Here is a 21390-nt window from a genome sequence, read left to right as displayed (position 1 = left end):
CGCGGATGCTCCGCTTAGCGGTGGGCACCGGACGACCGGGAGATCGGCGTGACCGTGCGTCCCGCATCCGGCGGGTCGGCACGGCGGTGGTGCTCGTCGCCGCGCTGCTGGGCGTCGCGTCCTGCGGGAAGGCCGACCAGGCCGAGCCGGTCGCCGCCGCCACCCCGGCGATCCCGGCGACGGCGACCGGCGTACCGACCCACGGTCCACCCTCGGCGGCGACGGTGCCGGTCGCCGTGCCGGAGACCCTGCGGTTCACCGCGAAGACCCTCGACGGCGCGCCCTTCGACACCGCCGCGCTGGCCGGCAGGCCGGTGGTGCTGTGGTTCTGGGCGCCGTGGTGCGCCACCTGCGCCTCGCAGGCGTGGACCGTCGCCGAGGTGGCGCCGGCGTACCGGGACACCGTGCCCGTCATCGGTGTCGCCGGCCTCGGCGAGCAGCGCGCGATGAAGGACTTCGTGACCGAGTTCGAGCTGGCCGGCGTCCCGCAGCTCGACGACCGGGCCGGCGCGCTGTGGCGGCGCTTCGAGATCGTCGAGCAGAGCACCTTCGTCATCATCGACCGCACCGGAAAGGTCGTGCACCAGGGCTTCCTCGACGGCGAGGACCTCACCCGTCGCCTGAAAGCCCTCGCCCCCTGACACCCCCACCCCCACCCCTTCTGGGCGCAGTTTCACGGAAAGAGTGGCTATCCGACCTCGGATAGCCACTCTTTCCGTGAAATTGCCGGGCTGGGGTAGGGGGTGGGGTCAGCGCGGGGTGAGGAGGTCGGTGCCGAGGCGGTCGCGGAGGACCTCGGGCACCACCACCGAGCCGTCGGGCTGCTGGAACTGCTCCAAAATGGCCGGGAAGAGCCGGCTGGTGGCCAGCGCCGAGCCGTTGAGCGTGTGCACGAAGCGGGTCTGCTTGCCGCCCGGCTCGCGGTAGCGGATGGCCGCCCGGCGGGCCTGGTAGTCACCGCCCCAGGAGACCGACGAGACCTCCTTGTACTTGCCGGTGCTCGGCATCCAGACCTCGATGTCGAGGGTCTTGCGCATCGCGGCGCTGGAGTCGCCGGCCGCCAGCAGGGTGCGCTGGTAGTGCAGGCCCAGGCCCTCCACCAGGCTCTCCGCGTGGGTGACCATCTCCTCCAGCGCGGCGTCGGCCTGCTCGGGCAGCGTGAACTGGAAGATCTCCACCTTGTTGAACTGGTGACCCCGGACCGTGCCGCGCTCGTCGGAGTGCGAGCCGGCCGCCTCCCGGCGGTAGCACGGCGTGTACGCGAAGGCCTTCATCGGCAGCTTCGCCGTCTCCAGGATCTCGTCCTGGTACGCGCCGAGGATCGCCGTCTCCGACGTCGGCAGCAGGAACTGCCCCCGCGGGGCGGACTGCCGGTCCAGGTGGTAGACGTCGTCGTAGAACTTGGGGAACTGCCCGGCGGCGAACCCGGCGGTGTCCAGCAGCAGGTGCGGCGGGAGCAGGAACTCGTACCCGGCCTTGACGTTCTGGTCGATGAGCCAGTTGACCAGCGCCCACTCCATCCGGGCGCCCATGCCGGTGTACATCCAGAAACCGGAGCCGCCGAGCTTGACGCCCCGCTCGTGGTCGACCAGGCCGAGCATCCGGCTCAGCTCGACGTGGTCGCGGAGCTTCTCGATCTCAGGCGGCGAACCGAAGGTCTTGACGACCCGGTTGGCCTCCTTGCCGCCGGGCAGCACGTCGTCGGCGGGCAGGTTGGGCAACTCGCTCATCCGGTCCCGCAGCCGGCCCTGCACCTCGGCCAGCTCGGCCTCCAGCTCGGCGAGCTGCTTGCGGCCCGCCTCGGGGGCGACCACCTCGGGCTCCCGGCCGGCCCGCTTGGCCTCCGCGTACGCCCGGGCCTCGGCTTTGCGGCGCTGGCGGTCGCCGTCGATCTCACTGATCAGGCTGCGCCGCTGCTGGTCGAGCTGCTGGATGTCGTCCAGCGCGCGGGTCACCTCCGCCGGGTCCAGTCGCTTGGCCAGTGCGGACGCCACCGCGTCGCGATCCTTCCGGATCAACTCAATGTCGAGCATGCTGCTCCGTACGCCTCCGTCCGGACGTCAGGTGAACCTCCCGATGCTACCGTCGCGGCTCTCCGCGCCCCGGCCCGGTGTCAGAGCCGGATCGGCATCAGTATCGAGAAGGACCGGTCGTCGCCGGGGCGGCGAACGGCCAGCGGGCTGATCGGCCCGTCCAGCTCCAGCACCAGTTGGCGGTCGCCGGCCGCGTCGAGGGCCTGGAGCAGGTACGCGCCGTTGACCCCGACCCGGAATCCGTCCTCCGGACCGGTCACCTCGTCCTCGCCCAGCAGCCGCACCCCGCCCCGCCCGTTTGGACCGAGCACCGTGACGGCCAGGTTCACGCCCTCGTACCGTCGGCGGACCACGGGGGCGTCCGCGCCGGTCAACGCCGCGCGCAGCGCCGCCACGTCGACGGTCACCCGGTGCGCCGGCCCGTCGGCCGGTGCGGTCCGCGTCAGGCGGCGCCAGTCCGGGAAGTCGTACGGCAGCACGGCGGCGGACACCGTACGCCCGGCCACGGCGACCTCGACGGTGCCGGCGGTCACGGTCAGGTGCGCCTCCGGAGTGCCCTCGGCAGCCCCGCCGAGCAGGGCCCGCGCCTCGTCGACGAGCCCGACCGGGACGAGGACCGCCACGGCCGGACCATCGAGGAGGCCGGGAGCGTGGGCCACCGCGAGCCGGTGCCGGTCGGTGGCGACCAGCCGGACACCGTCGGAGGCGACGTCGAGCAGCACGCCGGTGAGTACCGGCAGGTCAGGGTCGGTGCCGACGGCGAAGCGGACGGCGTCCACGGCGACGGCCAGGTCGGTGCGGGACACGACGATGCGGGTGCTCACGGTGGGCTCCTCGGGATCGATGAGGGTACGGACCCGGGAGAGCTCGCGACGGGCGTCGGCGAGACCGTCCTCCAGCCGGCGCAGGTGCGCGTCCAGCAGGCGGTGCGCGGTGGCCGGATCGGCCCGCAGCGCGGCGGCGATCCCGGCGACCGGCATGCCGACCCGGCGCAGCCCGGCGACCAGCCGCGCCGGCCGCACCTGGTCGTCGGTGTACCAGCGGTAGCCGGTCACCGGATCGACCAGGGCCGGCGACAGCACGCCCGCCGAGTCGTAGAACCGCAGCGCGCTGACCGTCAGGCCGCTGGCCCGGGCCAACTCGCCGATGCTGCGCAGGTCGCTCTCCACGACGGCTGATCCTGTCCCCTCAAGCTGGTCGAGGGTCAACCCTCGCGGTGTTAGGCGGGGGCCCTTCCTCTACCGCAGACGTTAAGAAGGGGCCCTTCCTTACTCCTGGACCACCCGGAAGGTGATGCCTGCCTTCACCAGGCGGTCCAGCAGCGCGTCGCCCATCGCCGTCACGGGGGTCACCTGGCCCGACGTGGCCGGCAGGTCGTCCAACGCCAGGCACAGCGCCGACTCGGCGAGCATCTTCGCCGTCTCGTCGTACCCGGGGTCGCCGCCGGCCACCTCGGTCACCACCCGCCGGTCACCGGCGGTGCCCACGAACCGCACCCGGAACCAGGACTTCGCGCGCTGCTCCGGTGTCGGTCCCTGCCCGGAGGCGAGCCGGCCCAGCAGCCAGCGCCGGGTCGGGGGCAGCTTCACCAGTCCGACCACGCCGGCCAACCCCGCGCCGGCCAACAGGATCGTCGGCAGCCGCTTCACCGCGGCGAAGTGGCGGTAGCGGAAGTCCGGGCCGTACTCCGGGCGGGCGGCGGCCGAGCGGCGGACCACCTGCGGGTCGATGGTGGGCAGCGGCACCGCCCACCTGCCGATGTCCGTCGACCGGCCGACCCGGCCCGGTACCGCGCGTACCCGGCGACCCTCCGGCCGGGGTTCGACCGCCCGGCGTTCCCGGGCGGCCCGGCTCGTCTCGGCCGTACGCGAGAACGCCGTCAGCGCCGAGTGGTACGTCCCGGCGGAGAACTTCCCGCCGGCCCGGACGTACCCGTCGACGGTGACCGGTCCGTCGGTGGGCAGGTGCTTGAGGGTGTACCAGACGCCGAGGTCGTGCGGGACCGAGTCGAAGCCGCACGTGTGCACCAGCCGCGCCCCGGTCCGCACCGCCTCCGCGTGGTGCCGCAGGTACATCGTGTCGACGAACTCCGGCTCGCCGGTGATGTCCAGGTAGTCGGTGCCGGCCCGGGCGCACGCCGCGACGAGCGGCTCGCCGTGGTGCACGTACGGCCCGACGGTGGTGGCGACGACGCGGGCGCTCTCCGCCACCGCCCGCAGCGACTCCGCGTCGGTCACGTCGGCGGTGAGCAGGGGCAGGCCGGCCAGCTCCGGGTCGATCCCGGCGAGCCGCCCGCGGACCTTCGCGAGCTTCTCCGGGTTGCGTCCGGCGAGCGCCCAGCGCAGTCCGGGTGGCGCGGCGCGGGCCAGGTACTCGGCGGTGAGCGCCCCGGTGAAACCGGTCGCGCCGAACAGGACGAGATCGTACGGGCGGTCGTCACGCATCCGCCGAGTCTGTCACCCCGTCCCCGGAAGGGCCTCCCCACCTTCTCGTCCCGGCTACGGCACGAGGACGGTACGGACGCAGCCGTCGGCCCGGTCGCGGAACAGCGCGTACCCCTCCGGCCCCTGCTCCAGCGGCAGTTCGTGGGTGGCCAGGTGCTCGGTGCGCAGCTCGCCGCGGGCCATCCGCTCCAGCAGCATGGGGATGTAGCGCTGCCCGTGCTGCCGCGCGCCCCGCACGGTGATCCCCTTGGCGGTGACCGCGCCGAGCGGGAAGGCGTCCACGAAGCCGGTGAACTCGCCGAGCACGAACACCGACCCGCCCTTGCGGCAGGCGTGCACCGCCTCGCGTACCGCGTCGGGTCGTTCGGGCCGGCCGGTGAAGCGGTCCGCCAGGGACCGGGGCGTGTCGCCGTCCCAACCCGCGCCGACCGCCTCCACACACACGTCCGGGCCCCGACCGCCGGTGCGTTCCCGCAGTTCGGCGGGGACGTCGGCGAGCGAGTAGTCGATCGTCTCCGCGCCGGCGTGCCGCTGGACCATCCGCAGCCGGTCGGGGTGCCGGTCGACGACGATCACCCGTTCCGCGCCGAGCAGGGCGGCGGCCCGCGCGGTGAGCTGCCCGACCGCGCCGGCCCCCCACACCGCCACCACGTCCCCGGGGCGTACGCCGCCGAGGTCCGCGCCCATCCAGCCGGCCGGGGCGGCGTCCGAGGCGAACAGCGCCCGGTCGTCCTCGATCCCCTCCGGGACGGTGAAGGCGCCGACGTCGGCGTACGGGACGCGGACGTACTCGGCGTGGCTGCCGGCGAACCCGCCCATCGCCCGCGGCTGTCCGAACGCCCCGCCGATCGGGTGGCCCCAGGACTCCTCGGCGACCGTCGGGTCCGCGCTGCCGTTGTCGCAGCAGGCGGGGAGGTCGCGTCGGCAGTACCAGCAGGCGCCGCAGGCCACCCCGGCGCACACCACCACCCGGTCGCCCACCCGGTGCCGGCGGACCTCCGGACCCACCTCGACCACCTCGCCGAGGAACTCGTGCCCGAGCACGTCCCCGACGGCGAGGAACGGCACCCGCCCGGCGAGCAGCGGCAGGTCACCCCCGCAGGTAGCGCTGCGCCGTACCCGCACGACGGCGTCGTGGCCGTTGCGCAGCTCGGGGTCGGGCACCTCGCGTACCTCCAGCTCGCCGGCACCCACCCAGCACAGCGCCCTCATCCTCGCGGCCCCGCGCGGTCCATGGCCGGGCGGTCCGCGCGCAGCACCTCGCCGGTCTCGGCGAGCTGCTTGGCCTGTCGCAGCGCCGCCCGGATCGGTCGCCCGGGGTCGTCGCCGGCGGTGTGGGCGGCGAGTCCGGCGGGCGTCGCGCCGGCGCGTGGCCGGGCGGCCAGCTCGGTGCCCCGGCACCCCGGCGCCGGCCGGACCTCCACCTGCACGGCGTTGCCCAGCCGGCGCAGCGGCTCCGCCCACCGCCCGTCGGGCAGCACCTCGCCGGGCGCCCGGTCGACCGTGACCACCTGCCAACGTCCGGGCCGCGGGTCCGCCCCGGCCGCGCGGGGCCAGCTTTCCCGCCGGCGTACGCGCAGCGCCCGCGCCGCCACCGCACCGGCCGCCGATGCGACGGCGACGCCGGTCATCCGTGCGATCCGTCCCATCGTTCCTCCCCATCGGTCGCCCCGGTGCCGTTGTCCGGTTCCTCGCTCTGTGCCTTCCCGCAAACCTCTTCAGGGTTGGTCGGGGCGGGGTGAAGCCGGTTCCCCCGGAAGGGGTGAACCGGGCCGGGCGGGGTAACCGCCGGCCGCAGGACCTGGGGGAGCGGCACAAGTCCGTGGGGGGTGGGGCCGAGTGCCGGAGGACCGTGGGAGAACAGGGGTCGGCGCGACCACGGCCGGGACGCCACTGCTGGCGTCCCGGATGGCGCCACCACCGCTGCCGGAACCGGTGGTTCTCCGGCCCCGGTTGCTGCGGGCACTGGACGAGGGGACCGCCGGGCCGGTCACCCTGGTCTCCGCGCCCGCCGGCTGGGGCAAGACGACACTGCTGGCCTCGTGGTGGCACGCCGTCGCGGGGGCCGGCCGGCATCCGATCGGCCGCGGCCCGGTGACCGGCGCCGCCGAAGGGGCGCGCGACATCGGTGTGGGGGCTCCACCGGGGGACTTCGGCGCGGCGGGCGCCGGTGCGGACCTAGCCGACGCGGACGCGGTCCGGGGCCCGGGTGTCGGGTGGGTCGCCGTGGAGGCCGGCGACGACTCCGACCGGCTCTGGACCTACCTCGCGGCGGCGCTGCGCGCGGCCACCCGCGAGGCCGACGGCCCGTCCGAGCCGCCGCTGCCCGACCGGTCCCCGCGTCCGGACCAGTTGGAGCTGTTGGCCGTGGCCCTCGCCGCCCGGGAACAACCGGTCCTGCTGGTCCTCGACGACCTGCACCGGGTCACCGACCCGGCGGCGCTGACCGGGCTGGAGTTCCTGCTCCGACACGCCGAGGGGCGGCTGCGGCTGCTGGTCGGCGCGCGGGCCGGGCTGCCGCTGGCGGTGCACCGGCTGCGGCTGGCCGGCGAGCTCACCGAGGTCGGCCCGGACGACCTGGCGTTCAGCGGCGACGAGATCGCCGACCTGCTGACCGCCCACGGGGTGGTGCTTCCGGTGGCCGGGGTGCGCCGGCTGCGGGAACGCACCGGGGGTTGGCCGGCCGCGCTCCGGTTCGCCGCGTTGGCGTTGCGCGGCCGGTCCGACCCGGCCCGCTGGGTCGAGCAGTTCGGCGGTGACCAGCCCGACGTGGCCGGCTACCTGAACGAGGAGGTGCTGGCGGGCCTGGACTCCGAGACCCGGGACGTGCTGCGGCGTACCGCCGTGGCCGACACGGTCTGCGCCGGCCTCGCCGATGCGCTGACCGGACGCGCCGACACCGAGGAGACCCTGGCCGGCCTGGCCAGTGACGGTGGCCTGCTGCGCCGGGACGACAGCCGCCCGCCCTGGTACCGCTGCCACCCGCTGCTGGCCGACCTGCTGCACGCCGAGCTGGGCCGGTTGCCGGCCGACGACCTGCGCGAGCTGCACCTGCGGGCGACGGGCTGGTACGCCGGCAACGGCCGTCCCGCCGACGCCCTGCGGCACGCGCTGCACGCCGGGGACTGGACCCGGGCCACCGACCTGTTCGTCGCCCGCTGGCCGGAGCTGGCGCCCTACGACGGGGACGGGCCGCCCGGGCCGGCGCCCGCACCCCCGCCGGCCGACGCGGTGCGGCACGATCCGGAGCTCGCCCTGGCCTGCGCCGCCGAGCGGGCCCACGCCGGGGACGGTGACGCGGCGGCGGGTCACCTGCGGGCGGCGGTGGAGGCCGCCCGGTCGCTACCGGCGCCCCGCCGGGACCGGTTCCGGTCGCTGGCCGCCGCCGTGGAGCTGGCCCTGGCCCGGCTCACCGGTGACCCGGCCGAGGTCCGCGCCGCGGCCGACCGGTTGCGCGCCGCTCGTCCGCCCACACCCCTGCCGGCCGAACCTCGGGGCGGTGACGCCGTCACCGACGCCGACGTGCGGGCGGTCACCGACACCGCGCTCGGACTGGCCGACCTGGCCGACGGGGACCTGCGGGCGGCCGCTGCCGCCTTCGCCCGGGCGGTGTCCACCGCACGGGAGGCGGGCCGGCTCCGGACCGAACTCGTCGGCGCGAGCCGGGCGGCACTGCTGCACGCGGTGCGGGGCGAGTTGCGGGCCGCCGAGGACCTCGCCCGGGAGGCGCTGGCCCTGCCGCCCTGTCACGGCTGGGCGTGCCGTCTGGACTGCGGCTACGCGTACCTGGCGCTGGCGGTGGTGGCGCTGCACCGGGACCAGCCGGAGGAGGCCGAGGCGAACCTGGCGCTGGCCGCCCCGGCGACCGGCGAGCCGCCGGCGGGCGCGGTGGCGGCGCTGTGCCGGGCGTACCTGCTGCGCGACGCCGGTGACCTCGCCGGCGGGCACCGGACGCTGGTCGAGGCCCGCGAACGACTCGCCGACCGGCCCGGGGCGGGGGAGTTGACGCACTGGCTGCTCGCCGCCGAGGCGGACCTGCGCGGCGGGCGGGGCGACCTGGACACCGCCCGCAACCTGCTCACCGACCGGGTACGCGACGGCGCCGCCCCGGCCGAGTCCCTGGCGGTCGCGCTGGCCCGGGTCGAGTTGCGCGCCGGCGACCCCCGGGCAGCCGACCGGACGCTGCCGGACTGGCAGGCACCGGAGGCGGCGGACTGGCCGCTGCCGGTCCGTCTGGACGCCGCCGTACTGGACGCGGTGCTGGCTCGACGCGCGGCCGACGACCGGCGGGCGGGGCGGATCCTGGAGCGGGCCTTGGATCTTGCCGCGCCGGAGGGCTACCGCCGAGCGTTCACCCGTGCCGAGCCGGGCGTACGGGACCTGCTCGCCGCGCACCTCGACGCCGGCACCGCGCACTGGCCGACGGTCAGCGACCTGGTGCGTGGCGTCGACGAGCCGCCCGACGGCTCTCCACCGGGGCCGGGTCCGGCGGAGCTGGACGAGCCGCTGACGGAGCGGGAGCTGACCATTCTGCGGTACCTGCAGAGCATCCTGTCCAACGTGGAGATCGCCGCCGAGCTGTCCCTGTCGGTCAACACGGTGAAGACCCACGTCCGCAACATCTACCGCAAGCTCGACGCGACACGTCGCCGGGACGCCGTCCGTCGGGCCCGCGACCTCCACCTGATCTGAGCCCTGTCCGCCAATTCGGTGAATATGGCGCCCCACCCGCGGGGCTGTCACCGCCGCGCGATCACGAACCGCGTCGGTGGATCGAGGCTTAGAGAGTGACGACGATCTTTCCCTGTGTGTGGCCGCGTTCAGCTTCGCGGTGCGCGTCGGCGATCTTGTCGATCGGGAAGGTCGCCGCGAGGTACGGGGTGTAGCCGCCACGAGCCCCGAGCGCCGCCCCCTCGGCGAGCACCTCGGAGTTGTTCTCCGCGTACAGGTGCCGCACGCCGAGCTGCTCCGCGCCGGTCGCGTCGGCGATCGTCACGACGCGGTCCGCGCTGCCGGCGATGGCGACGAGATCGGCAAGCGATCCGGAACCCGCCGCGTCGAGCACGGCGTCCACCCCGCCGGGCGCGAGCTCGCGGACGCGACTGGCCAGCCCTTCGCCGTACGTGACGGGCAGTGCACCCAGACCGCGCAGGTAGCCGTGTTTGCCCTCGCTTGCCGTGCCGATGACGGTAGCGCCGCGAGCCACGGCCAACGCCACCGCGGCACTGCCCACTCCGCCGGCGGCGCCTTCGATCAGGAGGGTTCGGCCGGACAGCTCGCCGAGCGCGTTGAGCCCTCGGCCTGCGGTGTCGACGGCCAGCCCCGCTGCGGCGGCCTGTTCCAGCGTCCACCCGTCGGGTACGGGAGCCCAAGCGGTCAGCACCGCATACTCCGCGGTCGCCCCGAAGATCCCGCCGAGGCCGAAAACGCGATCACCCACGGTGACGCCGGTGACACCCGCACCGATTTCGTCGACAACCCCGGCGGCGTCCCGGCCCGTGATGGCCGGGAAGTCGACCGAGAAGCCGGCGGCCCGGGCCGCGCCGGAGCGAAGCTTCCAGTCGACCGGGTTGACGCTCGCCGCAGCGACCCGGATGCGGAGTTCTCCCGGTCCGGCGTGCGGCTCGGGGACGTCCTCGATGACGAGCACGTCAGCCGGACCGTAGTCGTGGTAGCGCACAGCACGCATGGCAACTCTCCTCCGAATCGATTACTTTCCGCGGCAAGCGTCTCTCGAATTACTTTCCGCGGCAAGCGTTAGGGAGATCACTTTCCGCGGAAAGCAACGTGCTGCTATGGTCACGCACGTGGCAGCGGATCGGGAACTCGGACCGGCTGAGGCGGACCTGTGGGAGTCGCTGCTGAGCGTGGTCCTGTGGCTACCCGCTGCCCTGGACACCCGGCTCAAGCGGGACGGTGTGAGCCTCTCCGAGTTCCTGATCCTCTGGTGCCTGACGGAGCACAGGGACCGCACGAACACCATGAGCTCGCTCGCCGAACTGTCTCGGGTCACCCCCTCGCACCTGTCCCGCATCGCGGCGCGGCTGGAGAAGGAGGGCTGGCTGGTCCGCGAGCCCAATCCGGCAGACGCCCGCTATACCATCGCGTCGCTGACGGAGGCGGGATCACGCAAGTACGCCGAGGTGGCGCCGGGGTACCGGGCGGTGCTGCGCGAGCACCTCTTCGACCGGCTGACCGCGGAGCAGGCCGCGCAGCTCACCGGAATCATGGCGGAGGTCGCACGCTCCCTGAATCTGCGCTCCTAACAGGACCTGAGGCGCACGTGAAACTGTCACCCCGGTCCGGTCGGGGCCCCACGGTGACATCGTCGATCGGGGTCACGGGTTGGCGTTCGCGTCGACCGCGGTCAGCAGCTCCGGGAGATCGTGGCCGCCGTCGTGGCGGACGTCGTTGACGAACAGGGTCGGCGTGGCATCGACGCCGCTGCGGATGCCACCGACGAAGTCGCGGCGCACCCGGTCGCCGTACTCCTGCCGCCCGATCTCGGCACGGATCTCGTCGGCGGGCAGTCCGAGCTGCTCGATGCCGAGCGACAGGTGCACCGGGTCGAGCTGGTCCTGGTGCTCGAACAGCCAGTCGTGCATCTCCCAGAACCGTCCGCGCCGGTCCGCGGCCTCGGTCGCCTCGGCGGCGCTCTCCGCGTACGGGTGGACGTTGGCGATCGGGAAATGCCGGTAGACCAGCCGGACCGTCTCCGCCCGCTGCCGCAGCAGCTCCGCGAGGTTCGGGTACGCGGCACCGCAGAACCGGCACTGGAAGTCGCCGTACTGGACGATCGTCACCGGCGCGTCCACCGGCCCGCGTACGTGGTCGACCTCGGTCACCGGGGCCCGGAGTCGGGCGGTGACCTGAAGCGGGGTGGTCATCGCCTCACCGCCCGCCCGTGCCGAGCACCGGGGCGACGGCGACGCGGTTCTGCACCTCCCGGACACCGGGCGCGGACCAGACCGTCCGCTCCACCTCGGCCCGTTCCGGCATCGAGTGCACGAGTCCGCTGAGCACCACCGTGTCCCCGTGCACCCGGACGTCGATCCGTTCCGCCTCGGTCGCCCGGTTCCGGGCGAGAGCGTCGACGATGCGGTCGGTCAGGGTGTGCGCGTCGGCCCGGATGTCGGGGCGGACGCTGATCCCGTTGCCGACCCCGCGTACGCCGGTGAGCCGGCCGACCGCGCGTTCGGCGGCCTGGCGCTGGTACTCCCACTCCACCTCGCCGTGCAGCGTCACGAAGCCCTGCGCGACGGTGACGTCGACCTGTCCGACGGGCACGAAGGCGTCCCACTCCAGCGCGTGCGCGGCAGCGGCGGCGATGTCCGGGTCGGCGCGCTCGGCGCCGCCGTCGAGCCGTACGGTCAGGTCGTTGGCGACCGCGCGGACCCGGCCGACGCGGTGCGCCGCCCGCTCGGCGGCCCACTTCTTCGCGTAGCTGTCCACCCAGCCGGTCAGGCTGACCACGCCCTCGGAGACGGTCACGCCGATCTCGTGCGGCCGGACCCGGGGCTCCCAGGTCAGCTCGTCGAGGACGGTGGACTGGATCTCCTGGTCCACACGGCTGATCGTCGCGATGGCCATCGGTGACTCCCTCCTCGATGCCGACGCCGGACGCGCCGCACGCCTCCTGATCCTGCCGCCGGTGCGGGTGACCTCTCCTCACCCGGCACGGGTGAGCGTCCGAGCGCGTGGACACGGCACGGGCCCCGGACGACCTGAGGGGTCGTCCGGGGCCCGTGTGTCGCGTTCGCTCAGCCGTCCAGGTTGACGGGGGAGTTGGGGCGGTCGACGTCGACGAACTCGATGTCGTCGACGGCGCGGTCGTCGCGGCTGCCGGCGGCCCGGGCGGCAGTGCCCGCCGCCCAGCCGACGGCGGCACCGACCAGGGCGGCGCCGATCAGCAGGGTCCACGGCAGCGCCGGCCGGCGGCCGGCCAGCGCGTCGAAGGCCAGTGTGGCCCGACGCCGCGCCTCGTCGGCCGCGGAGCCGACCAGGTCACCGGCCTCATCCGCCAGGCCGGAGCCACCACGACGGGCCGAGCGGGCGGTGTCCCGCACGCTCTCACCCGCCGAGCCGACCGCCGAGAGCAGGTGCTGCCATGCCTGGTCCGCGATCCGCTCGGGCTTGCTGCGGCGGTCCAGCAGGTTGTTTCCGAACATCGGGGTTACCTCCTCGGGGTGCCGAAGCCCCGCGGCCACTTCGGACTCCGGCGTCTCCGGCGTTGCGCTTCGCCTGTCCCGCTGATGCCCAGCGGGCTCTCGGCGCAAACCGGTGCGGGTCAGCGGAGCACGACCACCGCGGGCACGCCCCGGGCGAAGTCCTCGTCGTCGTCCTCGTCGCCGTCGCCACCGCCGCCGAAACCACAGGCCAGTACGAGGGCGAGCAGCGCGCCGACCCCGGCCAGCGCGGCAAGTCTCCTGATCATCGATCGTCCTCTCCGTCGCAGTCGCCGTCCTCCGGCCGATGGTAGGCACCGCGGGCAACCCGCCGGACGAACCACGCCGGGCCGGCCGGGTGCGGCGGCGCGGGTGCGATGGGGTGGGTCACGCCCGGGGTGGTGATGGCGGGCGTTCCTGGCGGAGGACCGTTACCCTGGTCCGGCGACGCCGTCCCGCAGGGACGAGCATGAGGTAAATATGAGATGAAAAGTCCGGATAAGGGCGATTTTCTGCCCCCGAACAGCAGAATTGCTCATCCCGAGGGGTGGCGACCGAGGCCGTCGAAGGAATACTCTCGGTCGCGGCCCGCGTACTGATGAGGCGCCCGGGGGACGGGCGAGTGGAGGTGCTCGCGTGAGCCTGTCGATGGTGAAGTCGGTTCTGCCCGGTGGTGTCATGGAGATCGCTCCGCGTGGCGAGGTCGACGTGGACACCGCGTACGAGGTGCGCGAGGCGATCGCCGAGGTACTGGCGAAGGGCCGTCCGACCCGCATCGAGCTCAACATGCGACTCGTCACCTTCATCGACTCCGTCGGCATCAGCGCGATGGTCGCCGGTTTCCAGACCGCTGAGGTGAGTGGCGTCAAGCTCGTCGTCACCGAGCCGAGCCGGTTCGTGCACCGGCAGCTCTGGGTGACCGGCCTGCTGGGCCTCTTCGGGGCTCCCGAGCCCTACTACGCCGCCACCCCGACACCCGAGGTCCTACCCGGCGCCTGAGGCCGCGGCGGAGCAGACAGAGCCGGCGGGGCCGGGCGGTCCAGGTCGATCAACCCCGGCCGGTCAGTCGAGGCCGGTCAGGTCGACGTCCGAGACCTCGACGACCGCCCGGATCGCCGTCACCGAGGCGTACCCGGCGGCGAGCAGCGCCACGTCGGTGCCGGCCTGGGCCGCCTCGCCCGGCTCCTCCAACGAGGTCCGCACGAAGCCGTGCCCGGCCTCGGCCACCGTCATCTGCACCTGACCGAAGCTGGCCAGGGTGCCCCGACGCACGCCGCGCAGGCGCCCGTGCGGAAGGTCGGGGGAGTTCACGTTCAGCACGCTCCCGGCCGGTCCGGCGGTCAGCCGGGGCAGCAGGTCCAGGGCGACCCGGGCGGCGGTGGACCAGTGCCGTTCGGCGTCGCGTACGCGGGCGGCGGCGGCCACCGCGGCACCACCACTGACCGCCGTGGCCTCGCCGGCGGTGAGCACGTCCAGGGAGACGGCCAATGCGCGGCAGCCGTTCGCCGCGGCGGTGAACGCGGCGCCGACGGTGCCGGAGTGCAGCACCGCGCGGCCGGCGTTCGCGCCGCGGTTGATGCCGGAAAGGACCACCGTCGGCGGCGGTCCGAACGCGCCGTGCACCGCGATGAGCGCGATGAAACCGGGGGAGCCTCCCACCCCGTACGCGGGCACGCCCTCCAACTCGGGCAGCGGGTGCTCGCGGACCACCACGTGCCCGTCGCGCTCGACGGCGGTCATCGCGGCGCTGGTGCCGCTCGCCTCCTCCAGCGGTGCGGCGACCACCACGTCCAGGCCCCGGTCGACGGCGGCGCGGGCGAGGGCCTGGATGCCCGGCGCGGCGATCCCGTCGTCGTTGGTGACCAGCACCCGGAGGCTCATCGGTCGGCCGCCCGATCGGCCAGCTCCTCCGGCGTGGTCCGCTCCTGGGGCCGGCTGCCCGCCGGGGTCAGACGCACCCGGTCGACGAGTCCGGTGATCGAGTCGAGCCGCCCGGTGCCGAGGCCGTGCCGCGTCACGTTCAACGCCCCGGCCGCCGCGCCGGTCCGGATCGCGGTGCGGACGTCGCCGCCCCGGGCCACGACGGCGGCGACCCCGGCGGTCATCGAGTCGCCCGCGCCGCGCGGGTCGGCGGCCTGCAACCGGGGCATCTGCACCTCGAAGACCTCACCGTCGACCAGGGCCAGGGCGGGCTTGTCGGCCCGGCTCACCACGACGTTCTGGGCACCGGTGTCGTGCAGGTCGTAGATCGCACGGACGAGTTCCTCCTCGTCCTCCCCGGCGGCCCGACCGTCGGCGATCAGCTCCTCGTGGCTGACCTTGAGGAAGAAGACCCCGCTGTCCAGGACTGCGGTCAGGTGCTCGCCGGACAGGTCGACCACCACCCGGCCGCCGTTGGCGCCGAGGTCGGCGGCGAAACGCTGGTACAGCTCGGCGGGGACCAGCCCCGGCTCGTTCGGTCCGCTGAGCACGCTGACCGGGGCGCGCAGACCCTCGCCGAGCGCGAGGTTGTAGAGCTCGTCCAGCTCGTGCCGGCTCAACGGCTGACCGGGCACGTCCACCACCTCCCGCCGCGAGCCGTCGCGGCGGTCGTGCACGTATCCGCCGCTGCCCGTCTCGCGGACCACCACCTTGAGGTCGGCGCCCTCGCTGACCAGCAGGGGCTCCAGCACCTGACCGATCTCGCCACCGAGGGCGGTGCAGAGGACCACGTCCACGCCGAGTGAGATGATCATGCGGGCCTGCCACACGCCCTGCCCGCCGGGGTGCAGGTGCAGCTCCGGGTTGTCGCTGGGCTGGTCGACGGTCACCGTCAGCCGGGGTGTCGGCGCGAAGACCATCACGTGCCCGCTCATCGCTCGTGCCCGCTCATCGCTCGTACCCGCTCATCGGTCCCGCCCTCCGCAGCCTGGATGCCTTCCGTGATTCCCCACGAGCTGACCGTAGCCAGAACGGCCGGCGAACGTCGGTGGTCCGGCGGGTGGCGGGCGGAGCGTTGCCAGCGCTGCCGTCGTGGGCGAGGATCGGGCGACGAGACGACGGTGGGAGACGGCGTGCCGAGGCGTGATTCCTTCACCTACACCGTCCAGGCCCGCTGCACGCCGGCCGAGGCCGTGGCGCTGCTGGCCGACCCGCGACGACAGGCCGACCTGCATCCGCTGATCGTCCGGGTCCGCAAGGTCCGGACCCGGCCGGGTGCCCTGGCCAGCTACGCGATCACCGACCGGCTCGCCGTCGGGCCCCTGCGTCTCCCGCTCACCTACCGCGCCGACCTCCTGGTCGCCGACCCGGACGAGGTGGTCACGGTGGCCCGGCAGCGGCCCGCGACGACGGTACGCAACCACACGCGGCTGCGGGCCGAGCCGGACGGCGTGCTGCGGATCGACGTGGAGATCGTCCTCACCGCTCCGGCGCCGTTGTTCGGCTACGCCTTCGCGCAGGCGCGCGCCGCGCACCTGGCCCTGGCCAGCCGGCTGGGCGCCGCCCTCGACCCGGGCCCGTCGTCGACCTGACCGGCCCGTCGGGTGCCCACGACCGTCGTCAGCGGCCGGCCGGCGCCGCGGCCCCCGGCCGCCGCCCACCGGTGCGGTCCGCGCGCCGCAGGCGACCCCATGGTTTGTACGTCGAGAGCACCGTCGCCACCAGCATCAGCGTGCTGGACACCGCCGGGGCGACGACCAGGTCGATCCGTTCGGCGTGCGGCAGGGCGGCACCGACCGCGCCGGCGTGCCGCAGTCTCGGCGTGAGGAGCAGCAGCACCAGCGTGGCGAGGACGGTGGTGAGCACCAGCTTCACCGCCACCCAGCGGTGTCGCAGCAGTCCCCACGGTGTGAGCAGCGCGCTGGTTACACCGATCACCCACACGAGCACGCCGAGCGGCGCGAAGAGCAGCGTGGCGACCAGCGCGGCGACCGGGTAGACGGTGTCCGGGTCGGCGCCGCGCAGCACGGCGACGCCGAGGGTGAGCAGCACCAGGTCGGCGCCGAGCCAGCCGACCGAGCTGACCACGTGCAGCGTGAGCAGGGCCTTGCGGGCCGGCGGTGCGAGTCGGGTCATGTCAGGAGATGCTGCCGGTCCCGCGGTGGCCCGTCGTGGGCCCGGCGACGACACCCTGCGTACGTCGGCCGACGTACGCGACGGCCCCCGGTGAGCCGCCGTGAGGCGTCCACCGGGGGCCGAGGGTGCCGGTCAGTAGACCGACAGGTGCACGTGGTTGGTGTGGTCGCTGGACGGGTCGCCGTTGGCGCCGCTGTACGACTTCCACCCGCTGCTGGGCAGCCAGATCTGGCGGTACCAGATCACGTAGAGCACGGCGAGCCGGTCGGAGTTGTCGACGAAGAACGCCGCCAGGTTGTTGCCGTACGTCCGGTCCCCGCCGGTGGCGTCACCGCCGAAGCCGCTTTTCTGCGCGGCGAAGTCACAGGCGCGGCCCTTCGGGTGCTCACCCGACCCGCCGGGCCGGTAACAGGAGACGTACCGGGTGAAGCCGGCCGCCTTGGCCTGGTTGAGCGCGTGCAGGGTGCGTGGCGTGATGCAGCCGTTCGCCGGGGTCGGGTCGTTCACGCTGCACGACTCGGACGGCCAGGAGCCGTCGGAGTTGCGCGGCGCCGGCTTTGCCCTCGTGCTGGCGGTGCGGCTGCCGCTGCCGCTGCCACTGCTGCTCGGTGGGTCGGACGCCCGCTCGTTCGCCACCGTGAGGGCCTTCTCCGCCTGCTGCTTGCGCTTGGCCATCACCGTCGTCTGCTTGGTCTGCTCGCGGATCTCGACCTCCACGGCCAACTTGGCCTGGGCGGCCTTGTCGCGGGCCTCCTGGAGCTGGCGCAGCGCCCGGTCCTCGTTGGCGGCGACCTGGTCCAGCGCGGCGGCGCGGTCCATGAAGCCCTCCGGTGAGCTGCTGTTCAGCAGGGCGGAAGCGGAGCCGAGGCGACCGGTGCGGTAGGCGAGACCGGCGATCTCCCCGACCTGCCGGCTCCGCTCGGCCAACTCGGTCTCGGTCCTCTTCACCTCGACGGCGAGCTGCTGTTGCCGCTTGACCGAGGTGTCCAGGGCCCGTTTGGCGTCGAGGTAACCCTTGCTGGCCGCTTCGAGCTGAGCTCGCAGAGCGGGGGTGCCGCCCTCCTCGTCCTGCCCGGGGGCGGCGAGAGCGGTGGTCGGGACAGCGGCGGCGCCGGCGGGGACCGGTGTGCCGCCGAGGGCGACGGCGAGCGTCGCGGCGATCAGGGCCGCCGTCCGGGCGGCGCGTCGTCGTACGGGTGTGGGCATGCAGATGTCCTTCCGTCAGCCGCCGACCGGGTTAGCTGACGGGTTCGGGACGGAAGATCCCTACCGCTGACGCGGATGCACCCCAGGAACATGGTTCCCCGGTTCGCCGTGGCAGGCGATTAGGCGGCGGCCACCGCCGGCACCGGTGGGTGCCGCCTGGCGGAGGCCGGATCAGAGCCTACCGGTGCTGGTGGGACGCGTGCAGCGGTGGTGACGCATGGTGCACACGCCCTTACCGACAAAACCGGCATAAGCACACTTTACACACTCTGATTTAAGGAGATGCTCAACACCACTCGACTGTCCCGCAGGTCCCGGGAGTCGCGCCGGGCTCGATCTGCAACGTGGCGTGGTCGATGCGGAAGTCCTCCCGCAGCGCCGTCCGGGCCGCCGTCAGCACGGCGCCGACCTCGGCGTCCGGGGCCATGGTGAGGTGCGCCGAGGCCACGTCCATGCCCGAGGTGAGAGTCCAGACGTGGAGGTCGTGCACCTCCGCGACGCCGGGCACGGCGGCCAGTCGGTCGTGCACGGCGGTCACCTGGAGGTGCTCCGGGGCCGCCTGGACCAGGATCCGCAGCGCGGACCGCCCCAGCCGCCACGTGCGGGGCAGGATGAACACACCGATCGCGACCGCGACCAGGGGATCGGCCCACCACCAGTCGGTGACGGAGATCAGCAGGGCCGCCCCGATCACCCCGAGCGAGCCCAGCAGGTCGCCGAGGACCTCCAGGTACGCCCCCTGGAGGTTGATGTTCTCCTTGGCGCCGGGGCGCAGCAGGCCGAAGGCGACGAGGTTCGCCAGCAGGCCGAGCACGGCCACCACCAGCATCGGGCCGGTGGAGACCTCCGGAGGGTCACCGAACCGGCGTACCGCCTCGACCACCACGTAGACCGCCACGCCGGAGAGCAGCACGGCGTTGGCCAGGGCGGCCAGCACCTCCAGCCGGTACAGCCCGAAGGTGCGCTGCGGGTCGGAGGTGCTCCGCCGGGTGGCGGTGATCGCGGCCAGGGCCATGCCGATGCCGAGCACGTCGGTGAACATGTGCCCGGCGTCGCTGAGCAGGGCCAGCGAGCCGGTACGGAGGGCCGTCACGGCCTCGACCGCCATCAGCGCGAAGAGCAGCGCGAAAGCGGCCCAGAGCCGCCCTCGGTGGCGGTGTGCGGCGTTAGCGACCGAACCGTGGTGGTGGTCGTGCCCTGCGCCCACGCGGAAACCTCCGTCGCAGTCCGGACCCACGTCAAATCTATGCTCACATCGCAATGTGTGCAACTGAAGTCGGTCTGGTGGACGTCCGGGGTCAGCCCGTCGGTTCGACGGTGGTCAGCCGCTGGGTGGCCCGCGACAGGGCGACGTAGAGGGTCCGTACACCCGAGCCCGGATCGGCCCGGATCTCGCCCGGCGCGACCAGCACGACCCCGTCGTACTCCATGCCCTTGGCCTCCAGGCTGGTCACCACCTGAAGCCGCGGGACTCCCAGGCCGCCCAGCCAGCCCGCGACCTGGTCGCGGCGCGGCACCGGCGTGATCACACCGACGGTGCCCTCCACCTCCGCGAGCAGGGCGGTGGCCGCCTCGACGACGGTGGTCTCCAGCTCCGAGGCCGGCACCACCAGCTGCACCGGTTCCACCCCGGTCGACCGCACCGCGGTCGGCAGCGGCAGGTCGGGGTAGAGCCGGCGGATCTCCGCCGCCGCGACCGCGAAGATCTCCGCCGAGTTCCGGTAGTTGGTGGTGAGGGTGAACTGGTGCCGGCGCCGCCGGCCCAGCGCCTGGTCCCGCGCCCGGGCCAGCTCCTGCGGGTCCCCGGTCCAGGCGGTCTGCGCCGGGTCACCGACCACCGTCCACGACGCCAGCCGCCCCCGGCGGCCGATCATCCGCCACTGCATCGGCGACACGTCCTGCGACTCGTCGACCACGACGTGCGCGTACTCGCGGTAGTCCTCCGGCCGTTGCCGGGCCGCCTCGCGGGCGGCCCGCTGCCGGTCGGCGAAGGTGCTCAGCTCGCGCACCCCGCCGGCGAGCTGGAACGGGTCCCGCTTCGCGCGGGCCGGCTTCATCGGCTTGCCGAGCAGCTCGTCCAGCTCGTCCAGCAGGGCGATGTCCGCGATCGTCAGACCCTCGGTGCCCAGCGACCGGTACGCGTCGCCCAGCAACCGGATCTCCCGACCGGAGAGGATCCCACCGGCGTACCGGCGCAGCCGGTCCGGGTGGGCCAGCCAGCCGAGCACGTGGCGAGGGTGCAGGCGCGGCCACCACGCCTTCAGGAACTCCCGGAACTCGGGCCGCTCGGCGATCTCGCCCTCGAAGGCGCGCTGCTCGGGCAGCCGGCCGATGGCCAACCGGCGGGCCTGCGCCCACAGCGCCGCGAACACGCCGTCGAAGCCGGCCCGGCGCACCTCGTTGCGACGGGCACCCCGGTGCAGCACCCGCTCCCGGATCCCGTCCAGCTCCCGCCGGTCCAGCCGGAGCAGTTCACCCCGGTACAGCAGCCGCAACTCGGCCGGGCCGTCCGGCACCGCGTCCCGGGCCGCCCGCTCCAGGACCCGCCGCATCCGCAGCGAGCCCTTCACCGCCGCCACCTCCGGCGGGTCGGTGCGGGTGGCCCGCATCCCCGGAAACAGCGTGCCGAGCGAGTGCAGGGTGGCGGTGTCCTCGCCCAGCGACGGCAGCACCGAGGCGATGTACTCCACGAAGACCGTCGACGGACCGACCACCAGGATGCCGCCGCCGGCGTACCGGCTGCGCTCGGAGTAGAGCAGGTACGCGGCGCGGTGCAGGGCCACCGCGGTCTTGCCGGTGCCGGGGCCGCCGGAGACGATCGTCACACCGGAGCCGGGGGAGCGGATCGCCTCGTCCTGCTCCCGCTGGATCGTCGCGACGATGTCGCGCATGCCGCGCCCGGTCGCCTTCGACAGGGTCGCCAGCAGCGCACCGTCGCCGACCACCGTCATCTCGGCCGGCGCGGCCTCCGGGTCGAGCAAATCGTCCTCGATGCGGGTGACCCGCTCGCCGGACGACTGGATCATGCGCCGCCGGACCACGCCCAGCGGCTCGGCCGGAGTGGCCTGGTAGAAGGCGGCGGCGGCCGGAGCCCGCCAGTCGACCACCAGCGTCGCCGCATCCTCGTCCCGGATGCCCAGCCGCCCGACGTGCAGCACCTGACGGTCACGCAGGTCGAGCCGGCCGAAGACCAGACCCTCGTACTCGGCGTCCAGCACGTGCCGCCGCTGTGCGGCGTGGAACACCATCGCGTCCCGCTCCACCAGGGCGCCGAAGTTCCCCACCCGGGCCAGGCGGTACCCCTCCCGCTCGGCGCGGACCGCCGACCGACGTAGCTCCGCCAGCCGCGCGTACACGCGGTCGAGGTGCCGCTGCTCGGCGGCGATCTCCTGCTCCAGCGCGGTCTGGTCGGTCAACGCTCGCTCCTCCTGACGCCGGTGTGCGGCGGCCCGCCACGACCACCGCCGCGCGCCACACCAACCGCAC

20 protein-coding genes, 1 pseudogene and 1 riboswitch are annotated in these 21390 nt (G+C 74.1%); of the genes and pseudogenes, 5 read left to right on the top strand and 16 right to left on the bottom strand.

Annotation, left to right across the window (positions count from 1 at the left end; translation table 11 throughout):
- The first annotated feature begins 5 nt into the window (after positions 1-5).
- On the top strand, positions 6-641 hold the full coding sequence (locus ACTMSW_RS06315) for a redoxin domain-containing protein (protein WP_441179488.1): 636 nt from the start codon (positions 6-8) through the stop codon (positions 639-641).
- A 108-nt stretch (positions 642-749) separates the two neighbouring features.
- Here ACTMSW_RS06315 and serS read toward each other — a convergent pair whose 3' ends face one another.
- The 5 genes from serS to ACTMSW_RS06290 all read right to left on the bottom strand — a co-directional run bounded on the left by serS (position 750) and on the right by ACTMSW_RS06290 (position 6126).
- Positions 750-2033 (bottom strand): serine--tRNA ligase, encoded by a 1284-nt coding sequence (serS, locus tag ACTMSW_RS06310; protein ID WP_441179487.1) that lies wholly within the window; start codon positions 2031-2033, stop codon positions 750-752.
- 80 nt (positions 2034-2113) lie between these two features.
- Positions 2114-3190, bottom strand: a complete 1077-nt coding sequence (locus ACTMSW_RS06305) for a MerR family transcriptional regulator (protein WP_441179681.1) — start codon at positions 3188-3190, stop codon at positions 2114-2116.
- 111 nt (positions 3191-3301) lie between these two features.
- Positions 3302-4477, bottom strand: a complete 1176-nt coding sequence (locus tag ACTMSW_RS06300; protein WP_441179486.1) for a saccharopine dehydrogenase family protein — start codon at positions 4475-4477, stop codon at positions 3302-3304.
- Between the two features lie 54 nt (positions 4478-4531).
- On the bottom strand, positions 4532-5689 hold the full coding sequence (locus tag ACTMSW_RS06295) for a zinc-dependent alcohol dehydrogenase (RefSeq protein ID WP_441179485.1): 1158 nt from the start codon (positions 5687-5689) through the stop codon (positions 4532-4534).
- Entirely contained in the window at positions 5686-6126 is a 441-nt protein-coding gene (locus ACTMSW_RS06290; protein WP_441179484.1) for a hypothetical protein, read from the bottom strand. Before ACTMSW_RS06290 ends, ACTMSW_RS06295 begins: the two co-directional genes overlap by 4 nt.
- Before the next feature lie 89 nt (positions 6127-6215).
- Here ACTMSW_RS06290 and ACTMSW_RS06285 point away from each other — a divergent pair.
- A pseudogene (locus ACTMSW_RS06285) lies at positions 6216-9169 on the top strand (LuxR C-terminal-related transcriptional regulator).
- 88 nt (positions 9170-9257) lie between these two features.
- Here ACTMSW_RS06285 and ACTMSW_RS06280 read toward each other — a convergent pair.
- Positions 9258-10166, bottom strand: coding sequence for an NADP-dependent oxidoreductase (locus ACTMSW_RS06280; RefSeq protein WP_441179483.1), 909 nt, complete (start codon positions 10164-10166; stop codon positions 9258-9260).
- A gap of 118 nt (positions 10167-10284) precedes the next feature.
- Here ACTMSW_RS06280 and ACTMSW_RS06275 point away from each other — a divergent pair, with 118 nt between their 5' ends.
- On the top strand, positions 10285-10743 hold the full coding sequence (locus ACTMSW_RS06275) for a MarR family winged helix-turn-helix transcriptional regulator (RefSeq protein ID WP_441179482.1): 459 nt from the start codon (positions 10285-10287) through the stop codon (positions 10741-10743).
- A 72-nt stretch (positions 10744-10815) separates the two neighbouring features.
- Here the strand turns inward: ACTMSW_RS06275 and ACTMSW_RS06270 are convergent, their stop codons facing one another.
- From ACTMSW_RS06270 to ACTMSW_RS06255, 4 genes are all read right to left on the bottom strand, one after another.
- Complete coding sequence (locus tag ACTMSW_RS06270) at positions 10816-11364, bottom strand: DsbA family protein (protein WP_441179481.1); 549 nt, start codon at positions 11362-11364, stop codon at positions 10816-10818.
- 4 nt (positions 11365-11368) lie between these two features.
- The gene (locus ACTMSW_RS06265; protein ID WP_441179480.1) at positions 11369-12067 is read right to left on the bottom strand and encodes a BON domain-containing protein; all 699 of its coding nucleotides are present in this window, start codon (positions 12065-12067) and stop codon (positions 11369-11371) included.
- Positions 12068-12237: 170 nt separating this feature from the next.
- Entirely contained in the window at positions 12238-12645 is a 408-nt protein-coding gene (locus tag ACTMSW_RS06260) for a hypothetical protein (protein ID WP_441179479.1), read from the bottom strand.
- 119 nt (positions 12646-12764) lie between these two features.
- Positions 12765-12911, bottom strand: coding sequence for a hypothetical protein (locus ACTMSW_RS06255; protein ID WP_441179478.1), 147 nt, complete (start codon positions 12909-12911; stop codon positions 12765-12767).
- Between the two features lie 409 nt (positions 12912-13320).
- Between ACTMSW_RS06255 and ACTMSW_RS06250 the strand changes: the two genes are divergently transcribed.
- The gene (locus tag ACTMSW_RS06250) at positions 13321-13641 is read left to right on the top strand and encodes an STAS domain-containing protein (RefSeq protein WP_441179680.1); all 321 of its coding nucleotides are present in this window, start codon (positions 13321-13323) and stop codon (positions 13639-13641) included.
- A 63-nt stretch (positions 13642-13704) separates the two neighbouring features.
- On the opposite strand, the gene surE is transcribed toward ACTMSW_RS06250, so the two are convergent.
- Positions 13705-14523, bottom strand: a complete 819-nt coding sequence (surE, locus tag ACTMSW_RS06245; protein ID WP_441179477.1) for a 5'/3'-nucleotidase SurE — start codon at positions 14521-14523, stop codon at positions 13705-13707.
- Positions 14520-15497: a 1-phosphofructokinase family hexose kinase gene (locus tag ACTMSW_RS06240; RefSeq protein WP_441179476.1), complete on the bottom strand. Its 978-nt coding sequence runs from the start codon at positions 15495-15497 to the stop codon at positions 14520-14522. Before ACTMSW_RS06240 ends, surE begins: the two co-directional genes overlap by 4 nt.
- A gap of 198 nt (positions 15498-15695) precedes the next feature.
- Between ACTMSW_RS06240 and ACTMSW_RS06235 the strand changes: the two genes are divergently transcribed.
- Positions 15696-16154: an SRPBCC family protein gene (locus tag ACTMSW_RS06235; protein ID WP_441179474.1), complete on the top strand. Its 459-nt coding sequence runs from the start codon at positions 15696-15698 to the stop codon at positions 16152-16154.
- A gap of 28 nt (positions 16155-16182) precedes the next feature.
- On the opposite strand, the gene ACTMSW_RS06230 is transcribed toward ACTMSW_RS06235, so the two are convergent.
- From ACTMSW_RS06230 to ACTMSW_RS06215, 4 genes are all read right to left on the bottom strand, one after another.
- The gene (locus tag ACTMSW_RS06230) at positions 16183-16698 is read right to left on the bottom strand and encodes a DUF2269 domain-containing protein (protein WP_441179473.1); all 516 of its coding nucleotides are present in this window, start codon (positions 16696-16698) and stop codon (positions 16183-16185) included.
- A 132-nt stretch (positions 16699-16830) separates the two neighbouring features.
- Complete coding sequence (locus tag ACTMSW_RS06225; RefSeq protein WP_441179472.1) at positions 16831-17904, bottom strand: coiled-coil domain-containing protein; 1074 nt, start codon at positions 17902-17904, stop codon at positions 16831-16833.
- A 4-nt stretch (positions 17905-17908) separates the two neighbouring features.
- A riboswitch (cyclic di-AMP (ydaO/yuaA leader) is annotated at positions 17909-18040 on the bottom strand.
- 150 nt (positions 18041-18190) lie between these two features.
- Entirely contained in the window at positions 18191-19111 is a 921-nt protein-coding gene (locus ACTMSW_RS06220; RefSeq protein ID WP_441179471.1) for a cation diffusion facilitator family transporter, read from the bottom strand.
- Between the two features lie 91 nt (positions 19112-19202).
- Positions 19203-21320: a HelD family protein gene (locus ACTMSW_RS06215; protein ID WP_441179470.1), complete on the bottom strand. Its 2118-nt coding sequence runs from the start codon at positions 21318-21320 to the stop codon at positions 19203-19205.
- Between the last annotated feature and the right edge of the window lie 70 nt (positions 21321-21390).

It is taken from the genome of Micromonospora sp. BQ11 (assembly GCF_052068135.1).
In the GTDB taxonomy this organism is placed as follows: Bacteria; Actinomycetota; Actinomycetes; order Mycobacteriales; family Micromonosporaceae; genus Micromonospora.
Note: the sequence above shows the minus strand (reverse complement) of the source record. Positions and strands in the feature narration are given on the sequence as shown.

Coding starts and splice junctions, on each gene's coding strand:
- ACTMSW_RS06315 (WP_441179488.1), top strand. CDS start 6: ATGCTCCGCTTAGCGGTGGGCACCGGACGACCGGGAGATCGGCGTGAC.
- serS (WP_441179487.1), bottom strand. CDS start 2,033: ATGCTCGACATTGAGTTGATCCGGAAGGATCGCGACGCGGTGGCGTCC.
- ACTMSW_RS06300 (WP_441179486.1), bottom strand. CDS start 4,477: ATGCGTGACGACCGCCCGTACGATCTCGTCCTGTTCGGCGCGACCGGT.
- ACTMSW_RS06295 (WP_441179485.1), bottom strand. CDS start 5,689: ATGAGGGCGCTGTGCTGGGTGGGTGCCGGCGAGCTGGAGGTACGCGAG.
- ACTMSW_RS06290 (WP_441179484.1), bottom strand. CDS start 6,126: ATGGGACGGATCGCACGGATGACCGGCGTCGCCGTCGCATCGGCGGCC.
- ACTMSW_RS06280 (WP_441179483.1), bottom strand. CDS start 10,166: ATGCGTGCTGTGCGCTACCACGACTACGGTCCGGCTGACGTGCTCGTC.
- ACTMSW_RS06270 (WP_441179481.1), bottom strand. CDS start 11,364: ATGACCACCCCGCTTCAGGTCACCGCCCGACTCCGGGCCCCGGTGACC.
- ACTMSW_RS06265 (WP_441179480.1), bottom strand. CDS start 12,067: ATGGCCATCGCGACGATCAGCCGTGTGGACCAGGAGATCCAGTCCACC.
- ACTMSW_RS06260 (WP_441179479.1), bottom strand. CDS start 12,645: ATGTTCGGAAACAACCTGCTGGACCGCCGCAGCAAGCCCGAGCGGATC.
- ACTMSW_RS06255 (WP_441179478.1), bottom strand. CDS start 12,911: ATGATCAGGAGACTTGCCGCGCTGGCCGGGGTCGGCGCGCTGCTCGCC.
- ACTMSW_RS06250 (WP_441179680.1), top strand. CDS start 13,321: ATGGAGATCGCTCCGCGTGGCGAGGTCGACGTGGACACCGCGTACGAG.
- surE (WP_441179477.1), bottom strand. CDS start 14,523: ATGAGCCTCCGGGTGCTGGTCACCAACGACGACGGGATCGCCGCGCCG.
- ACTMSW_RS06240 (WP_441179476.1), bottom strand. CDS start 15,497: ATGAGCGGGCACGTGATGGTCTTCGCGCCGACACCCCGGCTGACGGTG.
- ACTMSW_RS06230 (WP_441179473.1), bottom strand. CDS start 16,698: ATGACCCGACTCGCACCGCCGGCCCGCAAGGCCCTGCTCACGCTGCAC.
- ACTMSW_RS06225 (WP_441179472.1), bottom strand. CDS start 17,904: ATGCCCACACCCGTACGACGACGCGCCGCCCGGACGGCGGCCCTGATC.